Genomic DNA, 25,261 nt, shown 5'->3' on the forward strand with positions numbered 1-25,261 from the left:
TGGGGGAACCACCGGGGCTGAGGGCGAGTCACTGACTGCATGCTGAGCACAGCGTTAAGCAATGATTGTCGGTATTTAACTGCTGAACCGTTTTGCGCAACCGAAGCATATTGTTAATGTTATGCATTTAGAAATTATTTAAAATCAGTCGCTGTTTACCCTGTTGTGTATTGCACTCAATGAAAACGGCGGAGAATATCCCCGTCATAGATATCCGGAGAAAATAATGGAACTCAACTGCCCGGTCTGCGGTAAAACACTCTCCGGCACGGAGAGCGGTGCGCATTGTGAAGGTTGTCAGATGGACTTTACGCTGGAAGCCCGCTGCCCGGATTGCCATAAGCCGCTGCAAGTGCTGAAGGCCTGCGGCGCGGTCGATTATTTCTGCCAGAACGGCCACGGGATGATTTCCAGAAAGCGTGTCGAGTTTGTGCCGCTGGCGTCTTAATCGCCAACGCAGCCTTCGCCTTTCTGCCACAGTTCAACCAGCGACGGCGGCGCGTCCTCTTCCGGGATCAGCACAATGATATCGGTATACTGCGCCTGATTGTGCTGCGCCCGCAGAATCTGAATACGAAAATAGCGCCGATCGCCGCGGCCTGGAGAACTGGCTCGCCCGGGCGGCAAGCCGAACGGAAATGACTGCTGCAGAATATCCACGATGCGCTGGCGTTGCGCCTGCGTCAGGGATGACAACGTGATTCTGCGCTCTCCGCTTAACCCAGGAATAAACGCGAAGCCGCCTTCCCGCGCCAGTTCGATGACGGCATCATCAGCCAGTTCCGGTACCTTCATTTACAGCACCCCCACGGTTTTCCACGCCTGCTCGATGGCCGCCGCCGTCGCGGTGCCTGAGCGTTTTTCGCCATGCGTGATGGTTAACTGCGCGAAATCCGCAAAATCCGCATCCTGCTTCAGCGCGCGATCGCAGACGGTGTCATACCAGGCGTAACCGGCTTTTTCCCAGGCAAACCCGCCCAGAGCGCTGGCAGCAAGATAGAAGGCGTGATTAGGTATACCTGAATTCAGATGAACGCCGCCGTTATCCTGCCGGGTGTGGGCAAAATCTTTCATGTGGGCAGGCTGCGGGTCTTTCCCCAGCAGCGGATCGTCATAGGCGCTACCGGGGTGTGACATTGAGCGTAACCCTTTACCGTGGATCCCCCTGGCTAACAGCCCCGCGCCAATAATCCAGTCCGCCCGATCCGCAGTTTGCTTATGATGATACTGTTTCACGAGAGAACCGAAGACGTCGGAAAGCGACTCGTTCAATGCGCCCGACTGGGCGAAATAGATAAGCCCGGCCTCGCTTTCGGTTACCCCGTGGCTGAGTTCGTGGGCGACAACATCAATCGCTATTGTAAAGCGATTAAAGATCTCGCCATCGCCGTCGCCGAATACCATTTGCTGACCATTCCAGAATGCGTTCTGGTACTCTCTGCCGTAATGCACTGTGCCGATAAGCTTCAGACCGCGGTTGTCCAGCGAGTCGCGGTGGTAGGTGCGCCAGAAAAATTCATGAGTGATGCCCAGATAATCGTAAGCTTCATCAACGGCCACATCGCCATTGGATAATTGACCTTCAAATCGCACCTGGGTACCGGGCAAATCCTGGGTCTGTTGCGCATCATAAATATCGCGTTCCAGCTGGCCTGGAGTGGAGACATGCGCGGCTGTGGGCTGGCCGGGAACGTGGGCCATTAGCGCCTGTACGTGGGTCAGCGTTTGCTGTGCGCAGCGTTGCTGAGTCGTGGAACCGTGGTCAACAATGCGCCGCAGAATATAGGGGGGAACAACGCAGCGGTAATGATAATATTGCATATCGCGCTCCTTTATCCGGATGAAACCGTTTAAAAGGGTATGACAGCAGTATAGTGCGCGACGGAAATTTATGCTTTTTTACGGGCGCGAGTTTTTTTCACCGCGGTGATGGTTTTGACTTCGCTTTCGACCCAGCCATCATTTAAACGCGTGGTCAGCAGATCGCCGGCCTTCACCTGTCTGGTTTGCTTCAGCACTTTGCCATCGCTGGCTGAGGTCACGCTATAGCCGCGGGCCAGCGTTGCCAGCGGGCTGACGGCCTCCAGGTGAGTAACCGCGTTGCCGAAACGTTCGCGCTGTTCGCTCAGACGGGTATGAATATTTTCCGCCAGCCGGTATTCCAGTTGCTGAATACGCGTCTGCGCGCGGTGAATGCGCGGCTGCGGATTTTGCAGGTTCAGGCGCTGAATGACGCGCTGTTGACGCTGATCGGCGCGTTTCATCTGCGTTTCGAGTGCAAGGCGCATCCGCTCCCGTAGCCTTTCCAGCGCGGTTTGCTGGCGCACTAACCGCAGCTGCGGATGCTGTTGCTGAAGACGATGGAACAGCTGGGTAAAACGACGGTGGCGGTTGGCGATAAAATAGTCCATCGCCATCTCCAGACGCTGTTGTCCGGACTGCAGCTGGCGCAGCAGCTCCTGCTGATTGCGGCTGACAATCTCCGCAGCGGCTGAAGGCGTTGGCGCCCGCAGGTCAGAGACAAAATCGGTGATGGTGACGTCGGTTTCATGGCCGACGGCACTGACCAGCGGAATGCGGCTGGCAAAAATCGCCCGCGCTACCCGCTCATCGTTAAAGCTCCATAGATCTTCCAGCGAACCGCCGCCGCGGCCCACGATCAGCACATCACACTCCTCGCGAAGGTTGGCTAATTCTATGGCGCGAACGATTTGTCCCGGCGCGTCGTCGCCCTGAACCGACGTGGGATAGATAACCACCGGCAGCGACGGATCGCGTCTTTTCAGCACCTGCAAAATGTCGTGCAGCGCCGCGCCGCTTTTCGACGTGATGACGCCCACACAGCGCGCAGGAGAGGGGAGCGCTTGCTTATGCTGCTGGTCGAAAAGGCCTTCCGCCGCCAGCAGCGCTTTTAGCTGTTCATATTTTTGCTGCAATAGCCCTTCGCCGGCAGGCTGCATGCTCTCGACGATAATCTGGTAGTCGCCGCGCGGTTCATACAGCGTGATATTGGCTCGCACCAGTACCTGCTGTCCGTGCTGCGGACGAAAAGTGACCCGCCGGTTGCTGTTGCGAAACATCGCGCAGCGCACCTGGGCGTTATCGTCTTTGAGGGTGAAGTACCAGTGGCCGGAAGACGGCTGGCTGAAGTTAGAGATCTCGCCGCTGATCCAGACCTGGCCCATTTCCTGTTCCAGCAGCAGGCGAACCGTCTGATTCAGGCGGCTGACCGTGAAAATTGCAGGGGATTGAGATGGCAACATGTGAGCAAGATCAAATTTTAAATCAGCAGGTTATTCAGTCGATAGTAACCTGCTGATAGACAATCGCAAGTATTATTTTCAAAAAAGGGTAGATGCAATCGGTTACGCTCTGTATAATGCCACGGCAATATTTATCCACCCTGGTCGAGATATTGCCCATGCTACGTATCGCTAAAGAAGCTCTGACGTTTGACGACGTCCTCCTCGTTCCCGCTCATTCTACCGTTCTGCCGAATACTGCCGATCTCAGCACCCAGCTGACGAAAACCATTCGTCTGAATATTCCTATGCTCTCCGCAGCCATGGATACCGTAACAGAAGCGCGCCTGGCAATTGCCCTGGCACAGGAAGGTGGCATTGGCTTTATTCACAAAAACATGTCCATCGAGCGCCAGGCGGAAGAAGTTCGCCGCGTGAAGAAACATGAGTCCGGCGTGGTTTCCGACCCGCAGACCGTATTGCCTACAACCACCCTGCGCGAAGTAAAAGTGCTGACCGAGCGTAACGGCTTTGCTGGCTATCCGGTAGTGACCGAAGACAACGAACTGGTCGGTATCATCACCGGTCGCGACGTCCGCTTCGTGACCGACCTGAACCAGCCTGTCAGCGTTTATATGACGCCGAAAGAGCGTCTGGTCACCGTACGCGAAGGCGAAGCCCGTGAAGTAGTGTTTGCCAAAATGCATGAAAAACGCGTTGAAAAAGCGCTGGTTGTTGATGCTGGCTTCCATCTGCGCGGCATGATTACCGTTAAAGATTTCCAGAAAGCGGAACGTAAACCGAATGCGTGTAAAGATGAGCAGGGTCGTCTGCGCGTCGGTGCCGCGGTTGGCGCAGGCGCGGGCAACGAAGAGCGCGTTGATGCGCTGGTTGCTGCAGGCGTTGACGTGCTGCTGATCGACTCCTCCCACGGCCATTCCGAAGGTGTACTGCAGCGCATTCGTGAAACCCGCGCTAAATATCCTGACCTGCAAATCATCGGCGGCAACGTGGCGACCGGCGCTGGCGCACGTGCCCTGGCGGAAGCGGGCGTGAGCGCGGTGAAAGTAGGTATCGGCCCGGGTTCTATCTGTACTACCCGTATTGTTACCGGCGTAGGTGTTCCGCAGATCACCGCTGTTTCTGACGCGGTGGAAGCGCTGGAAGGCACCGGCATTCCGGTTATCGCCGATGGCGGTATCCGTTTCTCCGGCGATATCGCCAAAGCGATCGCTGCCGGCGCGGCGGCGGTGATGGTCGGTTCCATGCTGGCGGGTACCGAAGAGTCCCCGGGTGAAATCGAGCTCTACCAGGGCCGTTCTTACAAATCCTATCGTGGTATGGGTTCTCTGGGCGCGATGTCCAAAGGCTCCTCCGACCGTTACTTCCAGAGCGACAACGCCGCGGACAAACTGGTGCCGGAAGGTATCGAAGGCCGCGTTGCTTATAAAGGCCGCCTGAAAGAGATCATCCATCAGCAGATGGGCGGCCTGCGCTCCTGCATGGGGCTGACCGGTTGTGGTACCATCGACACCCTGCGTACTAAAGCGGAATTCGTGCGTATCAGCGGCGCGGGCATCCAGGAAAGCCACGTTCACGACGTGACGATCACCAAGGAATCCCCGAACTACCGCATGGGCTCCTGATTTTCATCGCCCGGTCATGCGCCGGGCGATTTTATTTAATCGCTACTGCTCTGGAATAAACGTCAATGACGGATAACATTCATAAACATCGCATTCTCATCCTGGACTTCGGTTCTCAGTACACCCAGTTGGTTGCGCGTCGCGTACGTGAATTAGGGGTTTATTGCGAGCTGTGGGCCTGGGATGTTACGGAAGCTCAGATTCGTGAGTTCAATCCTAGCGGCATCATTCTTTCAGGCGGCCCGGAAAGCACCACTGAACATAACAGCCCGCGCGCGCCGCAGTATGTTTTCGAAGCCGGTGTACCGGTGTTTGGCGTTTGCTATGGCATGCAGACCATGGCAATGCAGTTGGGCGGCCACGTAGAAGGCTCTAATGAGCGCGAGTTCGGCTATGCGCAGGTTGAAGTTGTTACCGATAGCGCGCTGGTGCGTGGTATTGAAGACTCCCTGACCGCTGAAGGCAAACCGCTGCTGGATGTGTGGATGAGCCACGGCGACAAAGTCACCGCGATCCCGTCTGACTTCGTGACCGTTGCCAGCACCGAAAGCTGCCCGTTTGCCATTATGGCGAACGAAGAAAAACGCTTCTACGGCGTGCAGTTCCACCCGGAAGTGACCCACACCCGTCAGGGTATGCGTATGCTGGAACGCTTCGTGCGTGATATCTGCCAGTGCGAAGCCCTGTGGACGCCGGCAAAAATCATCGACGATGCCGTTGAGCGTATCCGTCAGCAGGTTGGCGATGACAAAGTGATCCTCGGCCTGTCCGGCGGCGTGGACTCCTCCGTGACCGCGATGCTGCTGCACCGCGCGATCGGTAAAAACCTGACCTGTGTATTCGTGGACAACGGTCTGCTGCGTCTGAACGAAGCCCAGCAGGTGATGGACATGTTCGGTGACCACTTCGGTCTGAACATCGTTCACGTGGAAGGCGAGAAACGCTTCCTGGACGCGCTGGCGGGCGAGAACGATCCGGAAGCTAAACGTAAAATCATCGGTCGTGTATTCGTCGAAGTGTTCGACGAAGAAGCGCTGAAGCTGGAAGACGTTAAATGGCTGGCGCAGGGGACTATCTACCCGGACGTGATCGAGTCTGCTGCATCCGCAACCGGTAAAGCGCACGTCATCAAATCTCACCACAACGTCGGCGGCCTGCCGAAAGAGATGAAGATGGGGCTGGTTGAACCGCTGCGTGAGCTGTTTAAAGACGAAGTGCGTAAGATTGGTCTGGAGCTGGGTCTGCCGTACGACATGCTGTACCGTCATCCGTTCCCGGGACCGGGTCTTGGCGTGCGCGTACTGGGCGAAGTGAAGAAAGAGTACTGCGACCTGCTGCGTCGTGCGGATGCTATCTTCATCGAAGAGCTGCATAAAGCCGATCTGTACAACAAAGTGAGTCAGGCGTTCACCGTGTTCCTGCCGGTCCGCTCTGTCGGCGTGATGGGCGATGGCCGTAAGTACGACTGGGTGGTCTCCCTGCGTGCGGTCGAAACCATCGACTTTATGACCGCCCACTGGGCGCACCTGCCGTATGACTTCCTTGGCCGCGTTTCCAACCGCATCATCAACGAAGTGAACGGTATCTCCCGCGTGGTGTATGACATCAGCGGCAAGCCGCCGGCAACGATCGAGTGGGAATAACTCCCCGGCGTTGTTAAACGAAGCCCTCTGTTTTTACAGAGGGCTTTTTCGTTTATGCCGCCGGATTAATGCTGAGTTTTATCGCTGAACTGCGGCACTTCCGTGGAGAAACGCGCGCTGCGGGCATCGCGTTCATAACCCTGATTCTGGCTCAGGATCGCATAGAGGTCGGGGCGTCTGCCGTGGATCCAGCGTCGGCCTGTGGACATGGCCAGCAGGCTTAAATCCAGCGTGGCGCAGACCAGGGTGTCTTCAAACGCATCGGTCTCTGCAATAATGCGGCCATAGGGATCGATAATCATCGCATTTCCGCTACGCACCTCCCCGTTGTCCAGCCCGACGCCATTGCTGAATAAGATAAACATCCCGTTATCATGCGCTCTTGAGGGCAGCCAGCGGAGCAACCATTCCCGACCGTTACGGCCCTGGAATGCGGCTTTCAGCGTGTCAGGATCCTGATACCGTTTCTCCCAAAGAGCTACGGGGATGGGCTGCATACCGAACGGGCTGCGGGAGTTGGTGCCGCCGGTTTGATGAGGAGCCAGCAGAATATCCGCGCCCAGCAGCGCGGTAGCCCGAGCATTTTCCGTCAGGTTATTGTCCCAGCAGATCAGAACGCCAACTTTCACTCCCCACGGCGTATCGAAGACGGTGAAGCTATTCCCCTGGTCTATCGCCGGATGTTCAAAGGCGTGCAGCTTGCGGTGAATATGCCTCTGGCCATCCGGCATACAAACGACGTAGGTGTTATACAGGCGATCGTCACTCGCTCTTTCAATCAGCCCTACGCCAATCGCCATCTCATAACTTTGCGCCAGGCGGGCAATTCTCGCCAGGGAAGGGCTGTCGTCAATGCGCTCGGCCAGCGAGCCTACCTCCTCGGCACTGAGATCGATAACGTGCCAGTAGCCGGTAATGCACATTTCGGGAAAGGCCAGAATGCGGGTCCCTTCGCCGGCTGCCTGATGAATAAAGCGTTCCATAATGCCCAGGTTATAGGACTTATCATTAGCGCGGTGGCAGAACTGTACCGTAGCCACCTGGAGTTCGTTGTTCATAGGTCTCTTCTCGTTGCGAAAAACTGAGCTCATTACGCCAGCAGAGACACCGGATGTATAATCACGCTTTCTCCGCGTTTGATAAGGGACGGGAATGGACATCAGATTAATACGGGCGTTCGTCACTCTGGCCCAGCTGCGACGCTACCATGCGGCGGCGGAGCGGCTTTGTTTGACCCAACCAGCGTTGACGAAACAAATCCAGACCCTGGAACATATGACGGGCATGACCCTTTTTCAGCGGGGGCGGCAGGGCGCTCAGCTGACTGCGGCGGGGGAGGCTATCTATTCTCAGGCCTGTCATTTTGTCGAGCAGCATGACCAGTTTTGTGCCTGGACGGAGCAGGTCCGGCGCGGGAACGTCGGCACACTGGCGCTGGGGTTCGGCATCTCAACCTTCCAGATGGCCCCGACGCAAGTTAAAGCCTTTCGTCAGCAGTTTCCCGATGTTGACGTCTCCCTCAACGATATCGCTTCCCACGAGCAGTATCGAATGCTGCTGGAGGGGCAACTGCATGCCGGGTTTGTGCGGATGCCAGTTCCGGACGCGCTGGAAGCGCAGGCGCTAATGGAAGAGAACCTGGTGCTTGCTGTGCCCGCAGGCGCAACGGAGGCGTTCCCGGATATCGCCTCCGTGCTCCGACAGTTCCCGCTGCTGCAAATTAACCCAAAGCGTGGGCGCGGGTTGGCAGAGCAAACGGCGCTTTTCCTGCAAATCAACCACCTTACCGCTGATATCGTGGCCGATGCTGATGATATTCATACGCTGCTGGCGCTGGTTGCCGGCGGAAATGGTGTTGCGCTGCTTCCTGCCGGCGCATGTCATCTGCTGCCGGCAGGCATAAAGCTCATTACCATGACGGGGGAGGGCGCGCGATGGCAGGTCGGTCTTGCCTGGAACCCTCAGATGGCGGACGCCGTCCGCGATCGTTTTATCGCGATGGTCTGTCGGAAAAACGTGGCGATACCTCCCCGCTAAGGAGCGTGCAGGTATCGCCACGAAGCTCAGGAATCAATGGCTGCCGGCATCGCCTCGGGTGTCCGACGGGGCTGGCCCCGGGCAATGGCCAGCGCCAGCGCGGCGACCACCAGCGTCAGCGCAGCGGAAAAACCTAAGCTCCCCTGAACTCCAAATTGCTGATTTAACCACGCGTAGGCAAACGGCGAGGCGGCAGCCAGCAGCTGGGCGGGGATCAACAGGATACCGGTGAGCCTGGCGTACTCCTCGGCGGCAAAAAGCTCTAGCGGTAGCGTGGCCTTAAACACCGTCGTTAACCCATTGATGGCGCCATAGCCCAGCACAAATCCGCCGGCTGCCCAGAGGAGATAAGGCCCGCTCAGGCCGAGGGCGAAACAGACCGGCATCAGCAACGTGGTCAGCAGCGTAAGGCGAAGCGGCGTGAGCACCGAACCCGAGGCGACCTCCAGAAAGCGGGCGCCAGTCTGGCCAATGCCCCAAAGCATCCCCGCCGCCACCGGCAGACCGTAGTGGGCGATAAATTCCGGCAGGTGGGTGGAGGTTCCGTTAGAAACAAATGTCACCAGCGCGATCAGCGCCGCATACAGCAGACCAACGTGTCTCTGCTGGTGGGAAGCGGGCCGGTGCGCTTCTGGCCGTATCGCCGCGGGTCGCCTGGCATTCGGCATTCGCCAGAGCAGCAGCGCGCTGAACAGGCCCAGCAGGCCATAAACCAGCAACGCCTCTCGCCAGCTCATCATCGTCAGCAAAAATGCGCCCAGTGGCCAGAACAGAACGGAAGCCAGGCCACCAGCCAGCGTCACGCGGGAAATAGTGCGTCTTGCCTGCTGACCGTACAGATTCACCAGCGCGGCGAACAGCGTATCATACAGCGCCAGACGCATTCCGATACCGGTAAGTAGCCAGGCGCCCAGCCAACCGGAGAGGGTAGGTGCAGCCGCCATGATGAAACATCCTGCGGCGATCGCCAGCGTGCCGCTGACCACAACTCGCTGGCCGCCAAATCGGGCCAGCAGGCGGGCGACAAACGGGGAGAGCAGCGCCATTATCAACATGGCGAGCGTCAGGCCGAGGTAGATTTGCGTCGCTGGCCAGCCGGTGTCGTACTCGATAGCCCGGGCAAAAGTGCCTGGCATATAAAATGAAATTCCACAGTTAATCAGCTGATTACATCCAGCGGCAAGCGTCATCATGCTGGACGCGGCGCGTCTGTTTTCCATATTTTTCATCGTATCTCAGTCTGTTATGCAGTTGTCGGCAGCATAACCTGCGCGCTATTGTGCAGGCAGACTCGTTGGTTTATGACCCTTATAAGAGAAACTTTGAGATGACGACGCTTAATCTGGGAAATCTGGCGACTTTTCGGCTGGTGGTACAGCGGGGGAGCTTCTCGGCTGCTGCGGATGTCCTGGGGCTATCGCAGCCAGCGGTCAGTCTGCAGGTCCGTCAGCTGGAGCAGTTTCTGCAGACCCGGCTGATTGAGCGGACCGGACGAGGGATTAAAGTGACGGCGGCCGGTATGGCCCTGCTGGCTCACGGTGACAATATTGAGCGAGCGGTCAGCGCGGCGGTGCAGTCGGTGAGCGAGTTTAATCGCGAAATCAGCGGCGCGATAACGCTCGGAACGGGGGCCACGGCCTGTATCCATCTCTTACCGCCGGTCTTACAGCAGCTGCGGCAGGCGCATCCGCTGCTGACGGTCGGGGTGACGACCGGAAATACGGTGGATATTGTGCGCGCCGTGGAGGAGAACCGGCTCGATCTCGGACTGGTCACCCTTCCGGCGTATGGGCGCAGTCTGGCAATAGCTCCGCTGGTGGAGGAGGAGTTTGTGTCTGTTTTTGCCTGTGGGCAGGATGCGCTGCCGCTGGAACTGACGCCGGAGGTGCTGCAGGCGCTGCCGCTGATTGCTTTTGAGGCCGGGAGCGGAACCCGGGAGCTGATTGATGGCTGGTTTCGCGCTTGCGGGCGGGATATTTCGCCGATAATGCAGTTGGGCAGCATTGAGGCCATCAAGCGCATGGTGCGTGCCGGGCTGGGATACAGCATTGTTCCACGTATGGCGGTGGCGCATCATGACGATCGGCAAGGGTTACGCGTTCAATCGCTGACGCCAGTACTCCACCGTCAGTTGGGGGTCGTGATGCGTCAGGATAAAATTCTCAGCAAAGGGATCGGCGAAATGCTGCGCCTGCTGCGGGAGGTGCAGTTTACCGTTTAAAGCAATGTTGTACCGTACTGGCTGGCACCGTAATGTGCTGGCTTATTCCCGCGGCGTGGTATCAACCGGGAGCGTCGATTGCTGGGACTCGATCTTGTCCTGATGATGATACCAGGCGCCAATAGAAGAGTAGACAAAGCGTCCAAAAAAGAAAATAAAGCTGATAAGCAGTACGATACGGGTCATGCGACGGTTAAATCGATGTCGTTTACGCATACTGGGTGCCTGACTCACAAAAGGTTCCTTGAGATATACCCACAACCGGGGCGATAAGGGTATTAAGGCACAGGAATGCGGCAGGGTCAATTGATGAGGATGGAAAAATCCGCCGTTCAAACATTACTTAATGTTATATAAGATAATTATCGCATTCACATCTTTTTTCTTTCATTCATTCAGACGCATAAAAAATAAGCTTTATTAATCATAGCTAAAGGGTTTGTTGATTTATATCAACAGCCCGTGTGTGCTGATAACTAAAATCTCTTGCCTGTTCCGTGTAAGTATTCCTTATGCGGCTAAGATGGTTGGGTTGGATGCCTGCCTGAATATACCCTGCGGGAATTTGGGTTATCTGTAGAGCATCAATGAACATAATTAAACAATACAGACAGTATCGGGATAAATGGTGGGCGCTTCCGCTGATCTTACCCCTGCTTTTATTGCCTCTGGCACGAGGCGCAAATACTTACGCGGAGCTGAACGGTAATGAAGTTTCGCTTTACTACTTGCCGTTGGCGCTGGTCCAGAGTCTTATGCTGTTTTTTGATGTGGCAGCGTTGCCCGGCATTATTGTTGGTCTGCTGTGCACCGTGGCCCGGGGAATGAACCTGTGGGAATCGATTGAGGTCATTTTCCACTTTCTTATCCCGGCCGTATTATGCTGGGGCGGCTATCGGATTTTTGTGCCGCGCCGACAGCATGTTTACCACGGTAGTGTGAGTCTGATGCCATATCGTCTGTTCTGGCAAATGCTGCTGCCCTCACTCATTTTCCTCGTGCTTTCTCAGGTTGCCGAGTATCTTGGCATGCACCCGCGGACGACGGGACTGACCGGGATCGATCCGCTAAGTTTGCGCTCACTAATTACGTTTCAGGCCTTGATGGTGGGGGGGCTTACCGGGGTTCCGCTGTGCTATTTGTTGATACGTATGCTACGCAATCCCTTTTATCTGCGGAGTTTTGTCTCACAGACAAAATTACAGGTTGATCCCAAAATTAAATGGGGTGAATTTGTTTTATGGTCGCTGTCATTGTTAATATTATTAGTATTATTATTAATACCACTGAATGGTCTGAGTACGATATTTAGCACAAACTATACATTATCATTACTTATGCCGGTTATGTTGTGGGGGGCGATGCGCTTCGGTTATCGCTGTATCGCAATAATCTGGACGCCGGTTTTAATCATTATTATTCACTTTCATTATCGTTATTTGCCCTTTGCTCCGGGATATGACAATCAGCTGGCCATTACCTCTTCGAGCTATCTGGTGTTCTCTTTTGTTATTGCCTGTATGGCCATGCTGGCGACCCAGCAGCGCCTGATTTATGCCAGGGTACGGCGGATGGCTTTTCTCGATCCGGTTGTTCATATGCCCAATTTACGGGCGTTGACCCGGTCGCTGGACGGTTCAAGGTGGTCGGTGCTGTGCTTTTTGCGTATTCCGGAGCTGGAATTGCTGGGGCGCCATTATGGCGTTATGCTGCGCATTCAATATAAGCAAAAGCTGGCTGAACACCTGGCCGACTTACTGCAGCCGGACGAGGCCGTTCATCATCTGGCCGGACACGATCTGGTACTCCGTCTGAACAGCAGTAACCATAAGCCGCGTATTGCCGCACTGGATGAACGTATCCGACAGTTTCGCTTTATCTGGGATGGAATGCCTCTGCAGCCTGCGGTAGGGATAAGTTACTGCAGCGTTCGCTCACCGGTGAAGCATCTCTATTTGCTTTTAGGCGAGCTGAATAATATTGCTGATATGTCCCTGACCAGCGGCCAGCCAGAAAATATGCAGCGTCGCGGCGCTATACATATCCAGCATGGCTTACGGGATAAAGTGGTGATGATAAATCAGATCCAGCAGGCGCTGGAGCAAAACCATTTTTGCCTGATGGCGCAACCGATCGTCGGTATTCGCGGTGACAACTATTATGAAGTTCTGCTGCGAATGACGGGAGATGACGGGAAGATCATTTACCCGGATAAGTTCCTCCCGTTGGCGCACGAGTTTGGCCTGTCATCACGTATTGACCTGTGGGTGCTGGAGCATACGCTCGCCTTTATGAACCAGCAGCGGAAAATTTTACCCGGGCTGCGGCTGGCGGTTAATCTTTCGCCGGTCTCCGTCAGCAGGAGCCCGTTCCCCGGCGAAGTGGAACGGCTGCTGGCGCAGTATCATGTTGAACCGTGGCAGTTACTGTTTGAGTTAACGGAAAACCATGCGCTCAACAATCCTGAACAGGCCCGGCAAACGTTGGCGCATTTGCAGACGCTGGGGTGTCGGGTGGCTATCGATGACTTTGGTACCGGCTACGCCAGCTATGCCCGTCTTAAAAGCCTGAATGTCGATCTGCTGAAAATTGACGGCAGCTTTATCCGCAACCTGCACTCCAGCAGTCTTGATTATCAGGTCGTGGCATCGATTTGCCATCTGGCGCGGATGAAAAATATGCAGGTGGTGGCGGAGTGCGTGGAAACGCCGGAGATTCGGCAGGCGGCGCTGTCATTGGGGATTGATTATCTGCAGGGGTATGAAATTGGTCTGCCGGTTCCACTGGCGTCTCTGGCGACGGCGGCAACTGCTAAAGCGAGCTAACGGGGGAGAAAACAGGCCGGGTGAGGTTAACCCGGCCTCGGGACTAATTTTTGCTGTCCGGCCCTTCTTCGGTGATTTTCAACAGCCAGTCAGGAACGCCTTCCCAGTACTGCTGCTCTTTTTCCAGATCGAGCAGCACCAGCGCATTTTGGCTGAACCAGTCGTGCGGAAAGACCAGCGTCCAGTGACTGGCTTCGGTCTTCAGCTTGAGCGTTGGCGGTGTGGTGGTCGCCTGACGCTGGTTATTCAGCAAAATACCCAGGCGTAAAAGCTGAATGAGCGGCAGGAACTGCTTTTTCTTAAACAGCGTAAAGCGGGGCAAATCGTCCAGTTTTATCGCTTTACGATGATAGCGAACCAGCGTCGCCATCAGCATTTGCTGCTCCTGATTGAAGCCAGGCAAATCGCTGTTTTGTAGAATATAAGCTGAGTGACGGTGCATTCCGCTGTGGTTAATATTCAGCCCCACTTCGTGGAGCATCACCGCCCATTTCAGCAATGCCGACAGGTTCGGGTTGTCCAGTTTGGGGTTCTGTTCCTGCCACTGTTCGAACATATGGGTCGTGGTTTCCAGCACCCGACGCGCCTGCTCGCGGTCAATATTGTACTGGTTTGCCAGGCTTTGCGCGGTGCGGCTGCGAATATCCTGATGGCGAAAACGTCCTTCCATCTCATACAGCACGCCTTCGCGCAGCGCGCCATCGGACAGGCGCAGCTCTTTGATCGCCAGAGCGTCGAAAACGCCGCAGAGGATAGCCAGACCCGGAGCAAACACCGCTTTGCGTTCTTCCGACAGACCCGGCAGGCTGAGCGCGTCAAAGTTTTTATACTTCAACACTTCACTCACCAGCATTTCCAGGCGCTCCGGAGTGATAAAACCGTCTTTCTCACCCATGGCGATCAGCACTTCCTGTGCCGCTTTAATGGTGCCGGATGCGCCCAGCGCCACATTCCAGCCCTGGATGCGGAACTGCCACGCCAGCGTTTCCAGTTTCTGCACGGCCGACAGGCGCGCGCGCTGGAAATTCTCTTTATTGATGGTGCCGCCAGGGAAATAGATCTGCGAGAAGCTGACGCAGCCCATACGACGGCTCTCAACCAGACGCGGTTCGAAATCCTCGCCGATCACCAGCTCCGTCGACCCCCCGCCGATATCGATGACCAGCTTACGGCCCCGTTCCGGCTGCGTATGCTCGACGCCCATAAAAATCAGCCGCGCTTCTTCGTTACCGGAGATTATCTCTATCGGATAGGGCATCACCTGTTCCGCGCGCTTAAGAAATTCCGCGGCGTTGGTGGCCTGGCGTAAGGTGTGTGTCCCGACGATGCAGACGCTGGAGGGAGAAAAACCCTGCAGGCGTTCGGCAAACAGCGACAGGCAGTTCAGCCCGCGGGCGATCGCCTCTTCGCTGAGCACGGAATTTTCATCCAGTCCATCGGCCAGGTGAACCCGCTGTTTCAGGCGACCGATGATCTGCATGGCTCCGTCGACGACACGGGCGATCACCATATGAAAACTGTTTGAACCAAGGTCGACCGCAGCGAACTCCTGCGGACGAGGGGTTTTTTCGTTTATTGGCATAGGTTAGTCGGGTTGTTCGAGTGATTTGAGATAGTCGTAGATCGCCAGCTGTGCACGCACTTTACGGCGATTGCCGCGCGGTACATAGCGATTACTCAGTTCTTTATCAAGATAGCGTGCTTTGACCGTATCGTTGAATAAGAGATCAAAAATATCCAGTACGCGCTGTTTTAAACGTGGATCCAGCAGCGGCACGGCGACCTCAATACGGTAGTCAATATTGCGCGTCATCCAGTCAGCAGAGGAGAGCCAAACCTGTTTATCACCGCCGTTTTCGAAAACATAGACACGATCGTGCTCAAGGAAACGGTCGACGATACTGATGACGCGAATGTTTTCGCTGATCCCTTCCAGCCCAGGAATCAGAGAGCACATACCACGAATCAACAGGTTAACGGGAACCCCGGAACTAGATGCGGCATACAGCCGGTCCACCAGGCCTTTATCGACCAGGTTATTCAGCTTCAGCGTGATGCCGGAAGGCTGGCCATTCTGGGCGTTGGCGATTTCTCTGTCGATCATCTCATACAGCAGGCGGCGCGAGTTCTGCGGCGAAACCAGCAGGTAATCGAAGCTCACCGGGCGGTATGGGTTTTCGATAAAGTTAAAGACGCGGCGCACTTCATTGGTGATACGCGCATCTGCCGTCAGCAGCGAATAGTCGGTGTACAGACGGGCGGTTTTTTCGTTGAAGTTACCGGTCCCGATATGCGCGTAGCGGACGACTTCTTCACCCTCTTTACGCGAGATCAGGAACAGCTTGGCGTGAATTTTCAGCCCCGGTGCCGAGAAGATAACGTGTACGCCCGCTTCGGTCAGACGTTTGGCCCAGTGAATGTTGGCCTCTTCGTCGAAACGCGCCTGCAGTTCCACAACGACGGTGACTTTCTTACCGTTGTGGGCGGCATGAATCATGGCGTCAATAATGCGCGAATCTTTGGCTACACGGTAGATATTGATTTTGATAGCCAGCACGCTCGGGTCGAAAGAGGCCTGACGCAGTAATTCCAGCACGTGTTCAAAGGTATGGTACGGATAGTAAAGCAACACGTCGCGTTCGCGAATAGCGTCAAATCCGTTGCGGAATTTATCAAACCACAGGTGACGCAGGCGCGGCATTGGCTTGTTGACCAGATTGGCTTTGCCCACATTCGGGAAGCCGATAAAGTCTTTAAAATTGTGGTAGCGACCGCCTGGCAGCATGGAGTCATAGTTGGAGATAGAGAGCTTATCACGCAACATTTCAACCATCGCATCCGGCATATCGCGCTGATAGACAAAACGCACGGGCTCTGCGGTCAGACGCTGTTTCAGACTGGAGGACATGAGCTCCATCAGGCTTGATTCCATCTCGTGCACCAAATCATATTCAGCGTCACGGGTCATCTTCATCGAATAAGCGTTGAGCGCGTCGTAATCGAAGAAACCTTTAAAGATATCATCCAGACAATAGCGTAGGATATTATCAAGAAGAATCATTGGCTTGCGTCGGCGTGGGGCTTCCGGCGGCAGGTTAACAAAACGCGGAACTTTATCTGACGGAATTTCCAGCAGGGAATAATTGATGGTTTCACCGCGGATAATCTCAACGGCCAGATAGGTGTAATCATCTTTCAGGAATTGCACCAGATCCGTTTCGCGATTAATCAGGATTGGCGTAATGTGCTGGCGAAGATACGTCTTAAAGTAATTACGCAGCCAGGACTGCTGATTGACGGATAGCTGGCGTTCATTAATCAGGAAAATCTGATTACGCGCCATTTCCAGCAGCAGCTCATTATACAGGCTGTCAAATTCCTGATCGGCCTTCAATACGCGGGCCTGAATTTTGCCTAACAAATGGCGAGAATGGGCGGTACTGCCTTGTTCTTCGCTAATTATGATGCGGCGCTTAAGTTCAGCGAAGCGCACTTTATAAAATTCATCGAGGTTGTTGGAGTAGATGCCCAAAAAGCGCATGCGCTCAATCAGTGGGTTACTTTTATCCGCGGCTTCCTGAAGTACGCGTTCGTTAAAGGACAACCAGCTGAGTTCTTTCTCGATATATAGCTTTTCCTGGCCCATTACAACTCACACTCCGGTTGATTGATGTTGCTTTTTCATTATGGCGAGCTTTGCCATTGAATGTCCAACTATGTCAAAGAAGTATGACAGTTTTCTTTCAATATGCTGTGAACAAAAACGATGGCGAGCGAGTGCCGGTTTTGTGTACAAAACAAGGCTGTTCCTGAATATAAACGGGGCAAAAATCATCTCTGATTTGAACAACATAGGGGGAAAGCGGCAGGCGGTGCATCGATAAAATACGCCTCTGGCGGAGAGCCGGAGGCACTGATGATTATTCTTCAGCCGCATGGCCCTGTGGCGGCAGAGGGACGTTATCAAGCCAGGCCACATTCCCTTCCATGCGCAGACGGCCGTCCAGAAACCAGCTCACCACCAGCGGGTAGATGGCATGTTCCTGAGTCTGCACGCGAGCGGTAATCTCGTCTTCGCTATCCCCGGCAAAAACCGGCACCTTGGCCTGCAGAATTACCGGACCGCCGTCGAGCTCATCGGTGACGAAATGCACCGATGTACCGTGCTCCTCATCACCGTTTTCCAGTACCTGGCGATGGGTATGCAGCCCCGGGTATTTTGGCAACAGCGACGGGTGGATATTCAGCAGACGCCCCTGATAATGGGCGACAAACGCCGGGCTAAGGATCCGCATGTAGCCTGCCAGCACCACCAGATCCGGCGCATAAGCATCGATCTCATGCATCAGTTCGCGATCGAAAGCTTCGCGATTGGCGAACTGGCTGGCCGACAACGCATGGGCCGGAATACCGGCCTCACGCGCGCGTTCAAGGCCGAACGCGTCGGCCTTATTGCTGAATACCGCTCTCAGGGTGCCGTTAATCTGCTTTCGGCCGCAGGCATCAATTATCGCCTGCAAATTGCTTCCGTTACCGGAAATCAGCACCACTATGTTTTTCATTCAATGACCACACGCTGTTCGGAATCAGAAGCTTTGATATAGCCGATTTTCCACGCGTTTTCACCTTTCTCGTTCAGCAGCGCCATAGCGCTGTCAGCGACGTCTGCCGGCAGGGCGATAACCATGCCGACGCCGCAGTTAAAGGTACGGTACATTTCATGGCTGCTGACGTTACCGGCCTGCTGCAACCAGTTGAAGACTTCCGGCCATTGCCAGGAGGACTCGTCGATGACTGCCTGGGTATTGTCCGGCAGCACGCGCGGAATGTTTTCCCAGAAGCCGCCGCCGGTCAGGTGGGCGATCGCGTGAACTTCAACGTTAGCAATCAGGTCCAGCACCGACTTAACGTAGATGCGGGTCGGCGCCAGCAGATGGTCGGCCAGTGGCGAACCGTTCAGATCGGTCGTCTGCGGATCGACGCCGCTGACTTCGATAATTTTACGCACCAGCGAGTAGCCGTTGGAATGCGGGCCGCTGGAGGCCAGCGCGACCAGCACGTCGCCATCGGCAACTTTGCTGCCATCGATAATTTCTGATTTTTCTACTACGCCGACGCAAAAGCCCGCGACGTCATAGTCTTCGCCGTGGTACATGCCCGGCATTTCCGCCGTTTCGCCGCCAACCAGCGCGCACCCGGACTGCAGGCAGCCTTCGGCGATGCCGCTGATCACGCTGGCTGCCGTATCGACATCCAGTTTACCGGTCGCATAATAGTCGAGGAAAAACAGGGGTTCTGCACCCTGGACCACCAGGTCGTTGACGCACATCGCCACCAGGTCAATACCGATAGTATCGTGGCGTTTCAGGTCCATTGCCAGACGCAGCTTGGTGCCGACGCCGTCAGTGCCGGAAACCAGAACCGGCTCGCGGTATTTTTGCGGCAATGCGCACAGTGCGCCGAATCCGCCCAGTCCACCCATCACTTCCGGGCGGCGGGTTTTCTTCACCACACCCTTGATACGGTCGACGAGCGCGTTGCCTGCATCAATATCTACGCCGGCATCTTTATAGCTGAGAGAGGTTTTATCGGTCACTGCGAAATCTCCACACATTTGCGGTAGCAAGAAAAATCGGCGCAATTCTAACAGGGAAAGCAAACGTTTGCGAGCCTGCTTTGCAGTCGGCGTGAATCGGCAGCGATATGAACAAATTTGAACCGGTTCACGAAAATGGAACCGGGTACATTCTTGTACTTGCCTCAGACATCGGGAATAGCCATCATGCCTATGAAACCGGTTTCTTTTTTTATTCAGGAGAGCCGAAGGTAGATTCCGCGGGGATTCAGGGGGAAGAGACGGGATGAACATTGCCGCATTTGATATCGGCGGAACGGCGTTAAAAATGGGCGTCAGCACCGCTGCGGGCGAACTGCTTAAAAAAGATAAGCAGTCGATAAGTGACAGCGACGGCGACCAGATACTACAGGCGATGCTGGCATGGATTGCCGCTCACCCGGAGTGCGAAGGTGTGGCGATCGGCGCGCCAGGCTATGTCAACCCGCACACCGGCTTTATTGAAATGGGCGGCGCAATCCGTAAGTTCGATAATTTCGCGATTAAACACTGGCTGGAGCAACAGACCGGGCTACCCGTCGCCATCGAAAACGATGCGAACTGCGTTCTGCTCGCCGAGCGCTGGCAGGGTAAAGCGGCCGACATGAGCGACTTTCTGGTTCTGACGATCGGCACCGGCATTGGCGGCGCGATTTTTTGTCACAACCAGCTGGTGCATGGCGCGCGTTTTCGCGCGGGCGAATTTGGCTATATGCAGACCGAACGCCCAGGCGCTCGCGATGTCCGCCGCTATTCAATGAATGAAAACAGCACGATGCGCGTCTTGCGGCACCGCTATGCCGGGCATGTCGGTAAATCGCCGGAAGCGGTAACCGGCGAAGAGATCTTCGATCGCTACGAGGCGGGCGACGCGGTCTGCCAGCGGCTGGTGGCTGACTTTTTCAACGGTCTCGGTACCGGTCTGTACAACCTGGTGAACATTTTTGATCCGCAGGCCATTTTCATCGGCGGCGGCATTGTCGAACGACCGGGCTTTTTGCCGAAGTTGCGTGAACATCTTGCCTGGTTCGGTATCGCCGACTATCTCGACGCCGTCAGTCACGGCAACGATGCCGGTTTGCTGGGGGCGGTTTACCATTTTAATCAGCAAAATCGATCGCTTAGCGGCGATTGCTCATAAGGAAGAGAACATGTCTGGATTTAAAGAAGGTTTTCTGTGGGGCGGCGCGGTAGCGGCGCATCAGCTGGAAGGCGGTTGGCAGGAAGGCGGTAAAGGCGTCAGCGTGGCCGATGTGATGACCGCCGGCGCGCACGGCGTGCCGCGTGAAATCACCCATGGCGTACTGCCGGGGAAAAATTATCCCAACCATGAGGCGATTGATTTTTACCACCGCTATAAAGAAGACATTCAGCTGTTTGCCGAAATGGGTTTTAAATGCTTCCGCACTTCGATTGCCTGGACACGTATCTTCCCGCTGGGTGATGAGTCTGAGCCTAATGAAGCGGGGCTCCAGTTCTATGACGACCTGTTTGATGAATGCCTGAAGTACGGTATTGAACCGGTGATTACGCTCTCTCACTTCGAGATGCCTTACCATCTGGTGACCGGGTATGGCGGCTGGCGTAACCGTAAGCTGATCGACTTCTTCGTCCGCTTTGCGAAAGTGGTGTTCGATCGCTATCAGCACAAAGTGAAGTACTGGATGACCTTTAATGAGATCAATAACCAGGCTAACTTCCACGAAGATTTTGCCCCGTTCACCAACTCCGGTCTGAAGTATCTGCCGGATGAAGATCGCGAGCCGGTGATGTATCAGGCGGCGCACTATGAGCTGGTGGCCAGCGCCCTGGCGGTAAAAGCCGCCCGCGAGATTAATCCCTCGCTGCAGGTGGGTTGCATGATTGCCATGTGTCCGATTTATCCGTTCTCCTGCGCCCCGAACGATGTGATGATGGCAATGAACGCCATGCATCGCCGTTACTGGTTTACCGACGTTCACGTCCGTGGCAAGTACCCGCAGCATCTGCTGAACTACTTTGCGCGTCGCGGTTTCGAGTTGGATATCACTGAAGAAGACCGTCAGGCGCTGACCGAAGGCTGCGTCGACTATATTGGCTTTAGCTACTATATGTCGTTTGCGACGAAAGCGACCGATGATAATCCGCTGCTGGATTATGACGAGACGAAGAGCCTGGTCTCCAACCCGTACGTGCAGAAGTCAGACTGGGGCTGGCAGATTGACCCGGTTGGCCTGCGCTACTCTCTGAACTGGTTCTGGGATCATTACCAGCTGCCGCTGTTTATTGTGGAGAATGGCTTTGGGGCCATCGACGTGCGCGAAGCTGACGGCACGGTGGACGATCGCTACCGTATCGATTATCTCTCCGCGCATATTGCCGAGATGAAAAAAGCGGTGGTTGAGGACGGCGTTGACCTGATGGGCTATACCCCATGGGGATGTATCGACCTCGTTTCCGCCGGTACCGGTGAAATGAAAAAACGCTACGGCTTTATCTACGTTGATAAAGATAATGAAGGCAACGGAGGGCTGGATCGCAGCCGGAAGCGCTCCTTCTCCTGGTATCAACAGGTTATCAGCAGCAACGGCGAAACGTTGTAAAACGCCCCTCAGGCTTCGTACCACCCCGCCCGTGCGGGGTTTTTTTATTTTGATTTATACTGGCTCAGGCAGCGCAAAGCATTTTGGTTGATCCCGGTCAAACATATCGGCTATGGCGCAAATGGAAAAAAGCGGTATAATCCCGCGATTTTTTTTGTGGCTGCCCCTCAGAGGAGAAAGAAAATGAAGATTGTGGAAGTGAAACACCCGCTCGTCAAACACAAGCTGGGCCTGATGCGTGAGCACGACATCAGCACCAAACGCTTCCGTGAACTTGCCTCTGAGGTAGGTAGCTTACTGACGTATGAAGCCACTGCCGATCTGGAGACAGAGAAAGTCACCATCGAAGGCTGGAATGGCCCGGTAGAAATCGAGCAGATCAAAGGGAAGAAAATCACCGTTGTGCCGATTCTGCGCGCCGGTCTGGGGATGATGGAAGGGGTTCTGGAGCACGTACCGAGCGCGCGTATCAGCGTGGTGGGGATCTATCGTGACGAAGAGACGCTGGCGCCGGTGCCTTATTTCCAGAAGCTGGTGTCGAATATCGATGAGCGCATGGCGCTGGTGGTTGACCCGATGCTGGCAACCGGTGGTTCGATGATCGCCACCATCGACCTGCTGAAAAAAGCGGGCTGTTCCAGCATTAAGGTGCTGGTTCTGGTGGCGGCGCCGGAAGGGATTGCCGCGCTGGAGAAAGCGCATCCGGATGTTGAGATGTATACCGCATCCATTGACCAGGGCCTCAACGAGCACGGATACATTATTCCGGGGCTCGGCGATGCCGGCGATAAGATTTTTGGTACCAAGTGATTGCATCGATAATAAGAAGCCGACTTTAAGAGTCGGCTTTTTTTTGAATAAAACAAACTCACAGCAACTAATAAACGACTCTTAGAGGAAAACGCTATGACGCGCCGCGCAATCGGGGTGAGTGAAAGACCGCCGCTTTTACAGACTATCCCACTGAGTTTGCAGCATCTGTTCGCTATGTTTGGCGCAACGGTTCTGGTGCCCGTTCTGTTTCATATCAACCCGGCTACCGTTCTGCTGTTTAACGGCATTGGGACATTGCTGTACCTTTTCATCTGTAAGGGCAAAATCCCGGCCTATCTCGGATCGAGCTTCGCGTTTATCTCCCCGGTTCTGCTGCTGCTGCCGTTGGGGTATGAAGTGGCGCTGGGTGGCTTCATTATGTGCGGCGCTCTGTTCTGCATCGTCTCCTTTATTGTCAAAAAAGCCGGCACCGGCTGGCTGGACGTGATGTTCCCGCCGGCGGCCATGGGGGCCATTGTCGCGGTTATCGGTCTCGAACTGGCGGGCGTCGCGGCGAATATGGCCGGTTTGCTACCAGCCGACGGGCAATCGCCGGATAGCAAAACCATCATTATTTCGATGGTGACGCTGGCGGTGACGGTCTTCGGTTCGGTGCTGTTTCGCGGTTTCCTCGCCATTATCCCGATTCTGATTGGCGTGCTGGTGGGCTACGCGCTCTCCTTTGTGATGGGCGTTGTCGACACCACGCCGATTGCCGAGGCGCACTGGTTTGCCCTGCCGACGTTCTACACGCCGCGCTTTGAGTGGTTTGCGATTTTCACCATTCTGCCCGCCGCGCTGGTGGTGATTGCCGAGCACGTCGGCCACCTGGTGGTAACGGCGAATATCGTTAAAAAAGATCTGATCCGCGATCCGGGGCTGCATCGTTCGATGTTTGCTAACGGCCTGTCGACGATGATCTCTGGCTTCTTTGGCTCGACGCCCAACACCACGTACGGTGAGAATATCGGCGTCATGGCGATCACCCGCGTCTACAGCACTTGGGTTATCGGCGGGGCGGCGATTATCGCCATTCTGCTCTCCTGCGTCGGCAAGCTGGCGGCGGCGATTCAGATAATCCCGCTGCCGGTAATGGGTGGCGTTTCGCTGCTGCTGTACGGCGTGATTGGTGCCTCCGGGATTCGCGTGCTGATCGAATCGAAAGTGGACTACAACAAGGCGCAGAATTTGATTCTGACCTCCGTGATCCTGATCATTGGCGTCAGCGGCGCGAAAGTACACATTGGCGCGGCGGAGCTGAAAGGCATGGCGCTGGCGACAATTGTCGGCGTGGGCCTGAGCCTGATTTTCAAACTGATCGGCGTCCTGCGCCCGGAAGAGGTTGTGCTGGATGCGGCCGACAGTACAGAAGTAAAACATTGATCCGACAACCGGGCGGCGATCCCGCCCGGTTCTCTCAAGGCATACTTCGTGATAAACTCTCCGCGTTTTTCTGTAAGCCTATGATGAGGTCCATCTGAACGCACCGGCACAGCTCTCTCTGCCACTGTATCTTCCCGATGATGAAACTTTCGCAAGTTTTTGGCCGGGTGATAATCCTTCTCTTCTTGCTGCCTTACAGAATGTGTTGCGGCAGGAACATAGCGGATACATCTATATCTGGTCACGCGAAGGGGCGGGGCGCAGTCACTTGTTACATGCCGCCTGTGCGGAGCTTTCCCAGCGCGGCGACGCGGTGGGCTATGTTCCACTGGATAAGCGTACGTGGTTTGTACCGGAAGTGCTCGACGGGATGGAGCAGCTTTCGCTGGTCTGTATTGACAATATCGAGTGCGTGGCCGGCGACGAGCCGTGGGAAATGGCCATTTTCAACCTCTATAACCGGATCCTCGAATCGGGTAAAACGCGTTTGCTGATTACCGGCGATTGTCCGCCGCGCCAGCTGAATCTCGGGTTGCCGGATCTGGCGTCGCGCCTCGACTGGGGGCAAATCTACAAGCTACAGCCGCTGTCGGATGAAGATAAGCTGCAGGCGCTACAGCTGCGCGCGCGCCTGCGGGGTTTTGAGATGCCGGAAGACGTCTGTCGTTTCTTGCTCAAGCGGTTAGATCGTGAAATGCGCTCGCTGTTTATGACCCTCGATCAGCTCGATCATGCGTCGATCACCGCGCAGCGTAAATTGACCATTCCTTTCGTCAAAGAGATCCTCAAACTCTAGCCGGGCTGGATCTCTGCTATCGCCCCCAATCCGCGACCCTCGCGTGAAGAGGTCACTCGCTGCGCCATCACGACAAACCGCGATGGCGCATCGGCATCAGTTGACGATTTCCAGAACCTGCTCCGGCGGTCGGCCGATCCGCGCCTGGCCATGGCTGACGACGATCGGGCGCTCCATCAGCTTCGGGTTATCGACGATGGCCTGAATCAGCGCGTCCTCGCTAAGCTGCGGGTCGGCGAGCTGCAGGGTTTTATACAGCTCCTCTTTCTGACGCATCAGTTCGCGGGCGCTGGCCATGCCGAGCATTTTCAACAGCTGGCGCAGGGTGTCTGCATCCGGCGGCGTCTCCAGATAGAGTACGACGTCAGGATCGATACCGTTAGCTTTCAACAGGCTTAAGGTGTCGCGGCTCTTGGAGCAGCGGGGATTGTGATAGATTTTTACCGCGTCGGACATGTC

At 55.4% G+C, this 25,261-nt stretch carries 21 protein-coding genes and 1 pseudogene; 11 read left to right on the top strand and 11 right to left on the bottom strand.

Annotated features, from left to right (window positions below; translation table 11 throughout):
• Positions 1 to 226 precede the first annotated feature (226 nt).
• Positions 227 to 448, top strand: a complete 222-nt coding sequence (locus Electrica_RS06395; RefSeq protein WP_100683302.1) for a zinc ribbon domain-containing protein — start codon at positions 227 to 229, stop codon at positions 446 to 448.
• Here Electrica_RS06395 and Electrica_RS06400 read toward each other — a convergent pair.
• From Electrica_RS06400 to xseA, 3 genes are all read right to left on the bottom strand, one after another.
• Positions 445 to 795, bottom strand: coding sequence for a protealysin inhibitor emfourin (locus tag Electrica_RS06400; protein WP_100683301.1), 351 nt, complete (start codon positions 793 to 795; stop codon positions 445 to 447). The genes Electrica_RS06395 and Electrica_RS06400 overlap by 4 nt on opposite strands.
• The gene (locus Electrica_RS06405) at positions 796 to 1,821 is read right to left on the bottom strand and encodes a M4 family metallopeptidase (RefSeq protein WP_141963972.1); all 1,026 of its coding nucleotides are present in this window, start codon (positions 1,819 to 1,821) and stop codon (positions 796 to 798) included. It lies immediately after the preceding gene.
• Positions 1,822 to 1,889: 68 nt separating this feature from the next.
• Entirely contained in the window at positions 1,890 to 3,263 is a 1,374-nt protein-coding gene (gene xseA / locus Electrica_RS06410) for an exodeoxyribonuclease VII large subunit (protein WP_141963974.1), read from the bottom strand.
• A 158-nt stretch (positions 3,264 to 3,421) separates the two neighbouring features.
• Here xseA and guaB point away from each other — a divergent pair, with 158 nt between their 5' ends.
• Both guaB and guaA read left to right on the top strand, forming a co-directional pair.
• Complete coding sequence (gene guaB, locus Electrica_RS06415; RefSeq protein ID WP_100683298.1) at positions 3,422 to 4,888, top strand: IMP dehydrogenase; 1,467 nt, start codon at positions 3,422 to 3,424, stop codon at positions 4,886 to 4,888.
• Between the two features lie 65 nt (positions 4,889 to 4,953).
• A complete protein-coding gene (gene guaA, locus Electrica_RS06420; protein ID WP_100683297.1) occupies positions 4,954 to 6,531 on the top strand; it encodes a glutamine-hydrolyzing GMP synthase in 1,578 nt (525 codons plus the stop codon).
• Positions 6,532 to 6,596: 65 nt separating this feature from the next.
• On the opposite strand, the gene Electrica_RS06425 is transcribed toward guaA, so the two are convergent.
• On the bottom strand, positions 6,597 to 7,589 hold the full coding sequence (locus tag Electrica_RS06425; RefSeq protein WP_141963976.1) for a nitrilase family protein: 993 nt from the start codon (positions 7,587 to 7,589) through the stop codon (positions 6,597 to 6,599).
• 94 nt (positions 7,590 to 7,683) lie between these two features.
• Here Electrica_RS06425 and Electrica_RS06430 point away from each other — a divergent pair, with 94 nt between their 5' ends.
• Positions 7,684 to 8,568 carry a LysR family transcriptional regulator gene (locus tag Electrica_RS06430; protein WP_141963978.1) on the top strand — a complete coding sequence of 295 codons (885 nt, stop codon included), beginning with the start codon at positions 7,684 to 7,686 and terminating at the stop codon, positions 8,566 to 8,568.
• 26 nt (positions 8,569 to 8,594) lie between these two features.
• Here the strand turns inward: Electrica_RS06430 and Electrica_RS06435 are convergent, their stop codons facing one another.
• Complete coding sequence (locus tag Electrica_RS06435) at positions 8,595 to 9,797, bottom strand: MFS transporter (RefSeq protein WP_141963980.1); 1,203 nt, start codon at positions 9,795 to 9,797, stop codon at positions 8,595 to 8,597.
• Positions 9,798 to 9,869: 72 nt separating this feature from the next.
• On the opposite strand from Electrica_RS06435, the pseudogene Electrica_RS06440 reads away from it, so the two are divergent.
• Positions 9,870 to 10,789: pseudogene (locus tag Electrica_RS06440) on the top strand (LysR family transcriptional regulator).
• 42 nt (positions 10,790 to 10,831) lie between these two features.
• Here Electrica_RS06440 and Electrica_RS06445 read toward each other — a convergent pair.
• Entirely contained in the window at positions 10,832 to 11,005 is a 174-nt protein-coding gene (locus Electrica_RS06445; protein ID WP_032686514.1) for a YfgG family protein, read from the bottom strand.
• Between the two features lie 371 nt (positions 11,006 to 11,376).
• Here Electrica_RS06445 and Electrica_RS06450 point away from each other — a divergent pair, with 371 nt between their 5' ends.
• Complete coding sequence (locus tag Electrica_RS06450; protein WP_141963985.1) at positions 11,377 to 13,614, top strand: EAL domain-containing protein; 2,238 nt, start codon at positions 11,377 to 11,379, stop codon at positions 13,612 to 13,614.
• A 43-nt stretch (positions 13,615 to 13,657) separates the two neighbouring features.
• Here Electrica_RS06450 and ppx read toward each other — a convergent pair whose 3' ends face one another.
• The 4 genes from ppx to purM form a co-directional block, all read right to left on the bottom strand.
• On the bottom strand, positions 13,658 to 15,196 hold the full coding sequence (gene ppx / locus Electrica_RS06455; RefSeq protein WP_100683291.1) for an exopolyphosphatase: 1,539 nt from the start codon (positions 15,194 to 15,196) through the stop codon (positions 13,658 to 13,660).
• A 3-nt stretch (positions 15,197 to 15,199) separates the two neighbouring features.
• Complete coding sequence (ppk1, locus tag Electrica_RS06460) at positions 15,200 to 17,260, bottom strand: polyphosphate kinase 1 (protein ID WP_100683290.1); 2,061 nt, start codon at positions 17,258 to 17,260, stop codon at positions 15,200 to 15,202.
• 274 nt (positions 17,261 to 17,534) lie between these two features.
• Positions 17,535 to 18,176, bottom strand: a complete 642-nt coding sequence (gene purN / locus Electrica_RS06465; protein WP_100683289.1) for a phosphoribosylglycinamide formyltransferase — start codon at positions 18,174 to 18,176, stop codon at positions 17,535 to 17,537.
• Positions 18,173 to 19,210, bottom strand: a complete 1,038-nt coding sequence (purM, locus tag Electrica_RS06470; RefSeq protein ID WP_141963987.1) for a phosphoribosylformylglycinamidine cyclo-ligase — start codon at positions 19,208 to 19,210, stop codon at positions 18,173 to 18,175. The genes purN and purM overlap by 4 nt, the downstream gene beginning before the upstream one ends.
• A 265-nt stretch (positions 19,211 to 19,475) precedes the next feature.
• On the opposite strand from purM, the gene bglK reads away from it, so the two are divergent.
• The 5 genes from bglK (at position 19,476) to Electrica_RS06495 (ending at position 24,802) form a co-directional block, all read left to right on the top strand.
• Complete coding sequence (gene bglK / locus Electrica_RS06475) at positions 19,476 to 20,369, top strand: beta-glucoside kinase BglK (RefSeq protein WP_100683287.1); 894 nt, start codon at positions 19,476 to 19,478, stop codon at positions 20,367 to 20,369.
• A gap of 10 nt (positions 20,370 to 20,379) precedes the next feature.
• The gene (locus tag Electrica_RS06480; RefSeq protein WP_141963989.1) at positions 20,380 to 21,810 is read left to right on the top strand and encodes a 6-phospho-beta-glucosidase; all 1,431 of its coding nucleotides are present in this window, start codon (positions 20,380 to 20,382) and stop codon (positions 21,808 to 21,810) included.
• Between the two features lie 183 nt (positions 21,811 to 21,993).
• Complete coding sequence (upp, locus tag Electrica_RS06485) at positions 21,994 to 22,620, top strand: uracil phosphoribosyltransferase (protein WP_100683285.1); 627 nt, start codon at positions 21,994 to 21,996, stop codon at positions 22,618 to 22,620.
• Positions 22,621 to 22,716: 96 nt separating this feature from the next.
• Entirely contained in the window at positions 22,717 to 24,006 is a 1,290-nt protein-coding gene (uraA, locus tag Electrica_RS06490; protein ID WP_100683284.1) for a uracil permease, read from the top strand.
• 94 nt (positions 24,007 to 24,100) lie between these two features.
• Positions 24,101 to 24,802 (top strand): DnaA inactivator Hda, encoded by a 702-nt coding sequence (locus Electrica_RS06495; protein WP_071824600.1) that lies wholly within the window; start codon positions 24,101 to 24,103, stop codon positions 24,800 to 24,802.
• Between the two features lie 96 nt (positions 24,803 to 24,898).
• Here Electrica_RS06495 and arsC read toward each other — a convergent pair whose 3' ends face one another.
• Positions 24,899 to 25,258 carry an arsenate reductase (glutaredoxin) gene (gene arsC / locus Electrica_RS06500; RefSeq protein WP_131048794.1) on the bottom strand — a complete coding sequence of 120 codons (360 nt, stop codon included), beginning with the start codon at positions 25,256 to 25,258 and terminating at the stop codon, positions 24,899 to 24,901.
• Positions 25,259 to 25,261: the final 3 nt, after the last annotated feature.

This window comes from Klebsiella electrica (genome assembly GCF_006711645.1).
Classification (GTDB): Bacteria; Pseudomonadota; Gammaproteobacteria; order Enterobacterales; family Enterobacteriaceae; genus Klebsiella; species Klebsiella electrica.

Bases quoted from the DNA above. Each gene is read 5' to 3' on its own strand.
- purN (WP_100683289.1), bottom strand. From the start codon at position 18,176: ATGAAAAACATAGTGGTGCTGATTTCCGGTAACGGAAGCAATTTGCAG.
- uraA (WP_100683284.1), top strand. From the start codon at position 22,717: ATGACGCGCCGCGCAATCGGGGTGAGTGAAAGACCGCCGCTTTTACAG.
- guaB (WP_100683298.1), top strand. From the start codon at position 3,422: ATGCTACGTATCGCTAAAGAAGCTCTGACGTTTGACGACGTCCTCCTC.
- Electrica_RS06395 (WP_100683302.1), top strand. From the start codon at position 227: ATGGAACTCAACTGCCCGGTCTGCGGTAAAACACTCTCCGGCACGGAG.
- guaA (WP_100683297.1), top strand. From the start codon at position 4,954: ATGACGGATAACATTCATAAACATCGCATTCTCATCCTGGACTTCGGT.
- arsC (WP_131048794.1), bottom strand. From the start codon at position 25,258: ATGTCCGACGCGGTAAAAATCTATCACAATCCCCGCTGCTCCAAGAGC.
- Electrica_RS06450 (WP_141963985.1), top strand. From the start codon at position 11,377: ATGAACATAATTAAACAATACAGACAGTATCGGGATAAATGGTGGGCG.
- Electrica_RS06480 (WP_141963989.1), top strand. From the start codon at position 20,380: ATGTCTGGATTTAAAGAAGGTTTTCTGTGGGGCGGCGCGGTAGCGGCG.
- Electrica_RS06405 (WP_141963972.1), bottom strand. From the start codon at position 1,821: ATGCAATATTATCATTACCGCTGCGTTGTTCCCCCCTATATTCTGCGG.
- Electrica_RS06400 (WP_100683301.1), bottom strand. From the start codon at position 795: ATGAAGGTACCGGAACTGGCTGATGATGCCGTCATCGAACTGGCGCGG.
- Electrica_RS06435 (WP_141963980.1), bottom strand. From the start codon at position 9,797: ATGAAAAATATGGAAAACAGACGCGCCGCGTCCAGCATGATGACGCTT.
- Electrica_RS06445 (WP_032686514.1), bottom strand. From the start codon at position 11,005: ATGCGTAAACGACATCGATTTAACCGTCGCATGACCCGTATCGTACTG.
- xseA (WP_141963974.1), bottom strand. From the start codon at position 3,263: ATGTTGCCATCTCAATCCCCTGCAATTTTCACGGTCAGCCGCCTGAAT.
- bglK (WP_100683287.1), top strand. From the start codon at position 19,476: ATGAACATTGCCGCATTTGATATCGGCGGAACGGCGTTAAAAATGGGC.
- upp (WP_100683285.1), top strand. From the start codon at position 21,994: ATGAAGATTGTGGAAGTGAAACACCCGCTCGTCAAACACAAGCTGGGC.
- Electrica_RS06425 (WP_141963976.1), bottom strand. From the start codon at position 7,589: ATGAACAACGAACTCCAGGTGGCTACGGTACAGTTCTGCCACCGCGCT.
- ppx (WP_100683291.1), bottom strand. From the start codon at position 15,196: ATGCCAATAAACGAAAAAACCCCTCGTCCGCAGGAGTTCGCTGCGGTC.
- ppk1 (WP_100683290.1), bottom strand. From the start codon at position 17,260: ATGGGCCAGGAAAAGCTATATATCGAGAAAGAACTCAGCTGGTTGTCC.
- Electrica_RS06430 (WP_141963978.1), top strand. From the start codon at position 7,684: ATGGACATCAGATTAATACGGGCGTTCGTCACTCTGGCCCAGCTGCGA.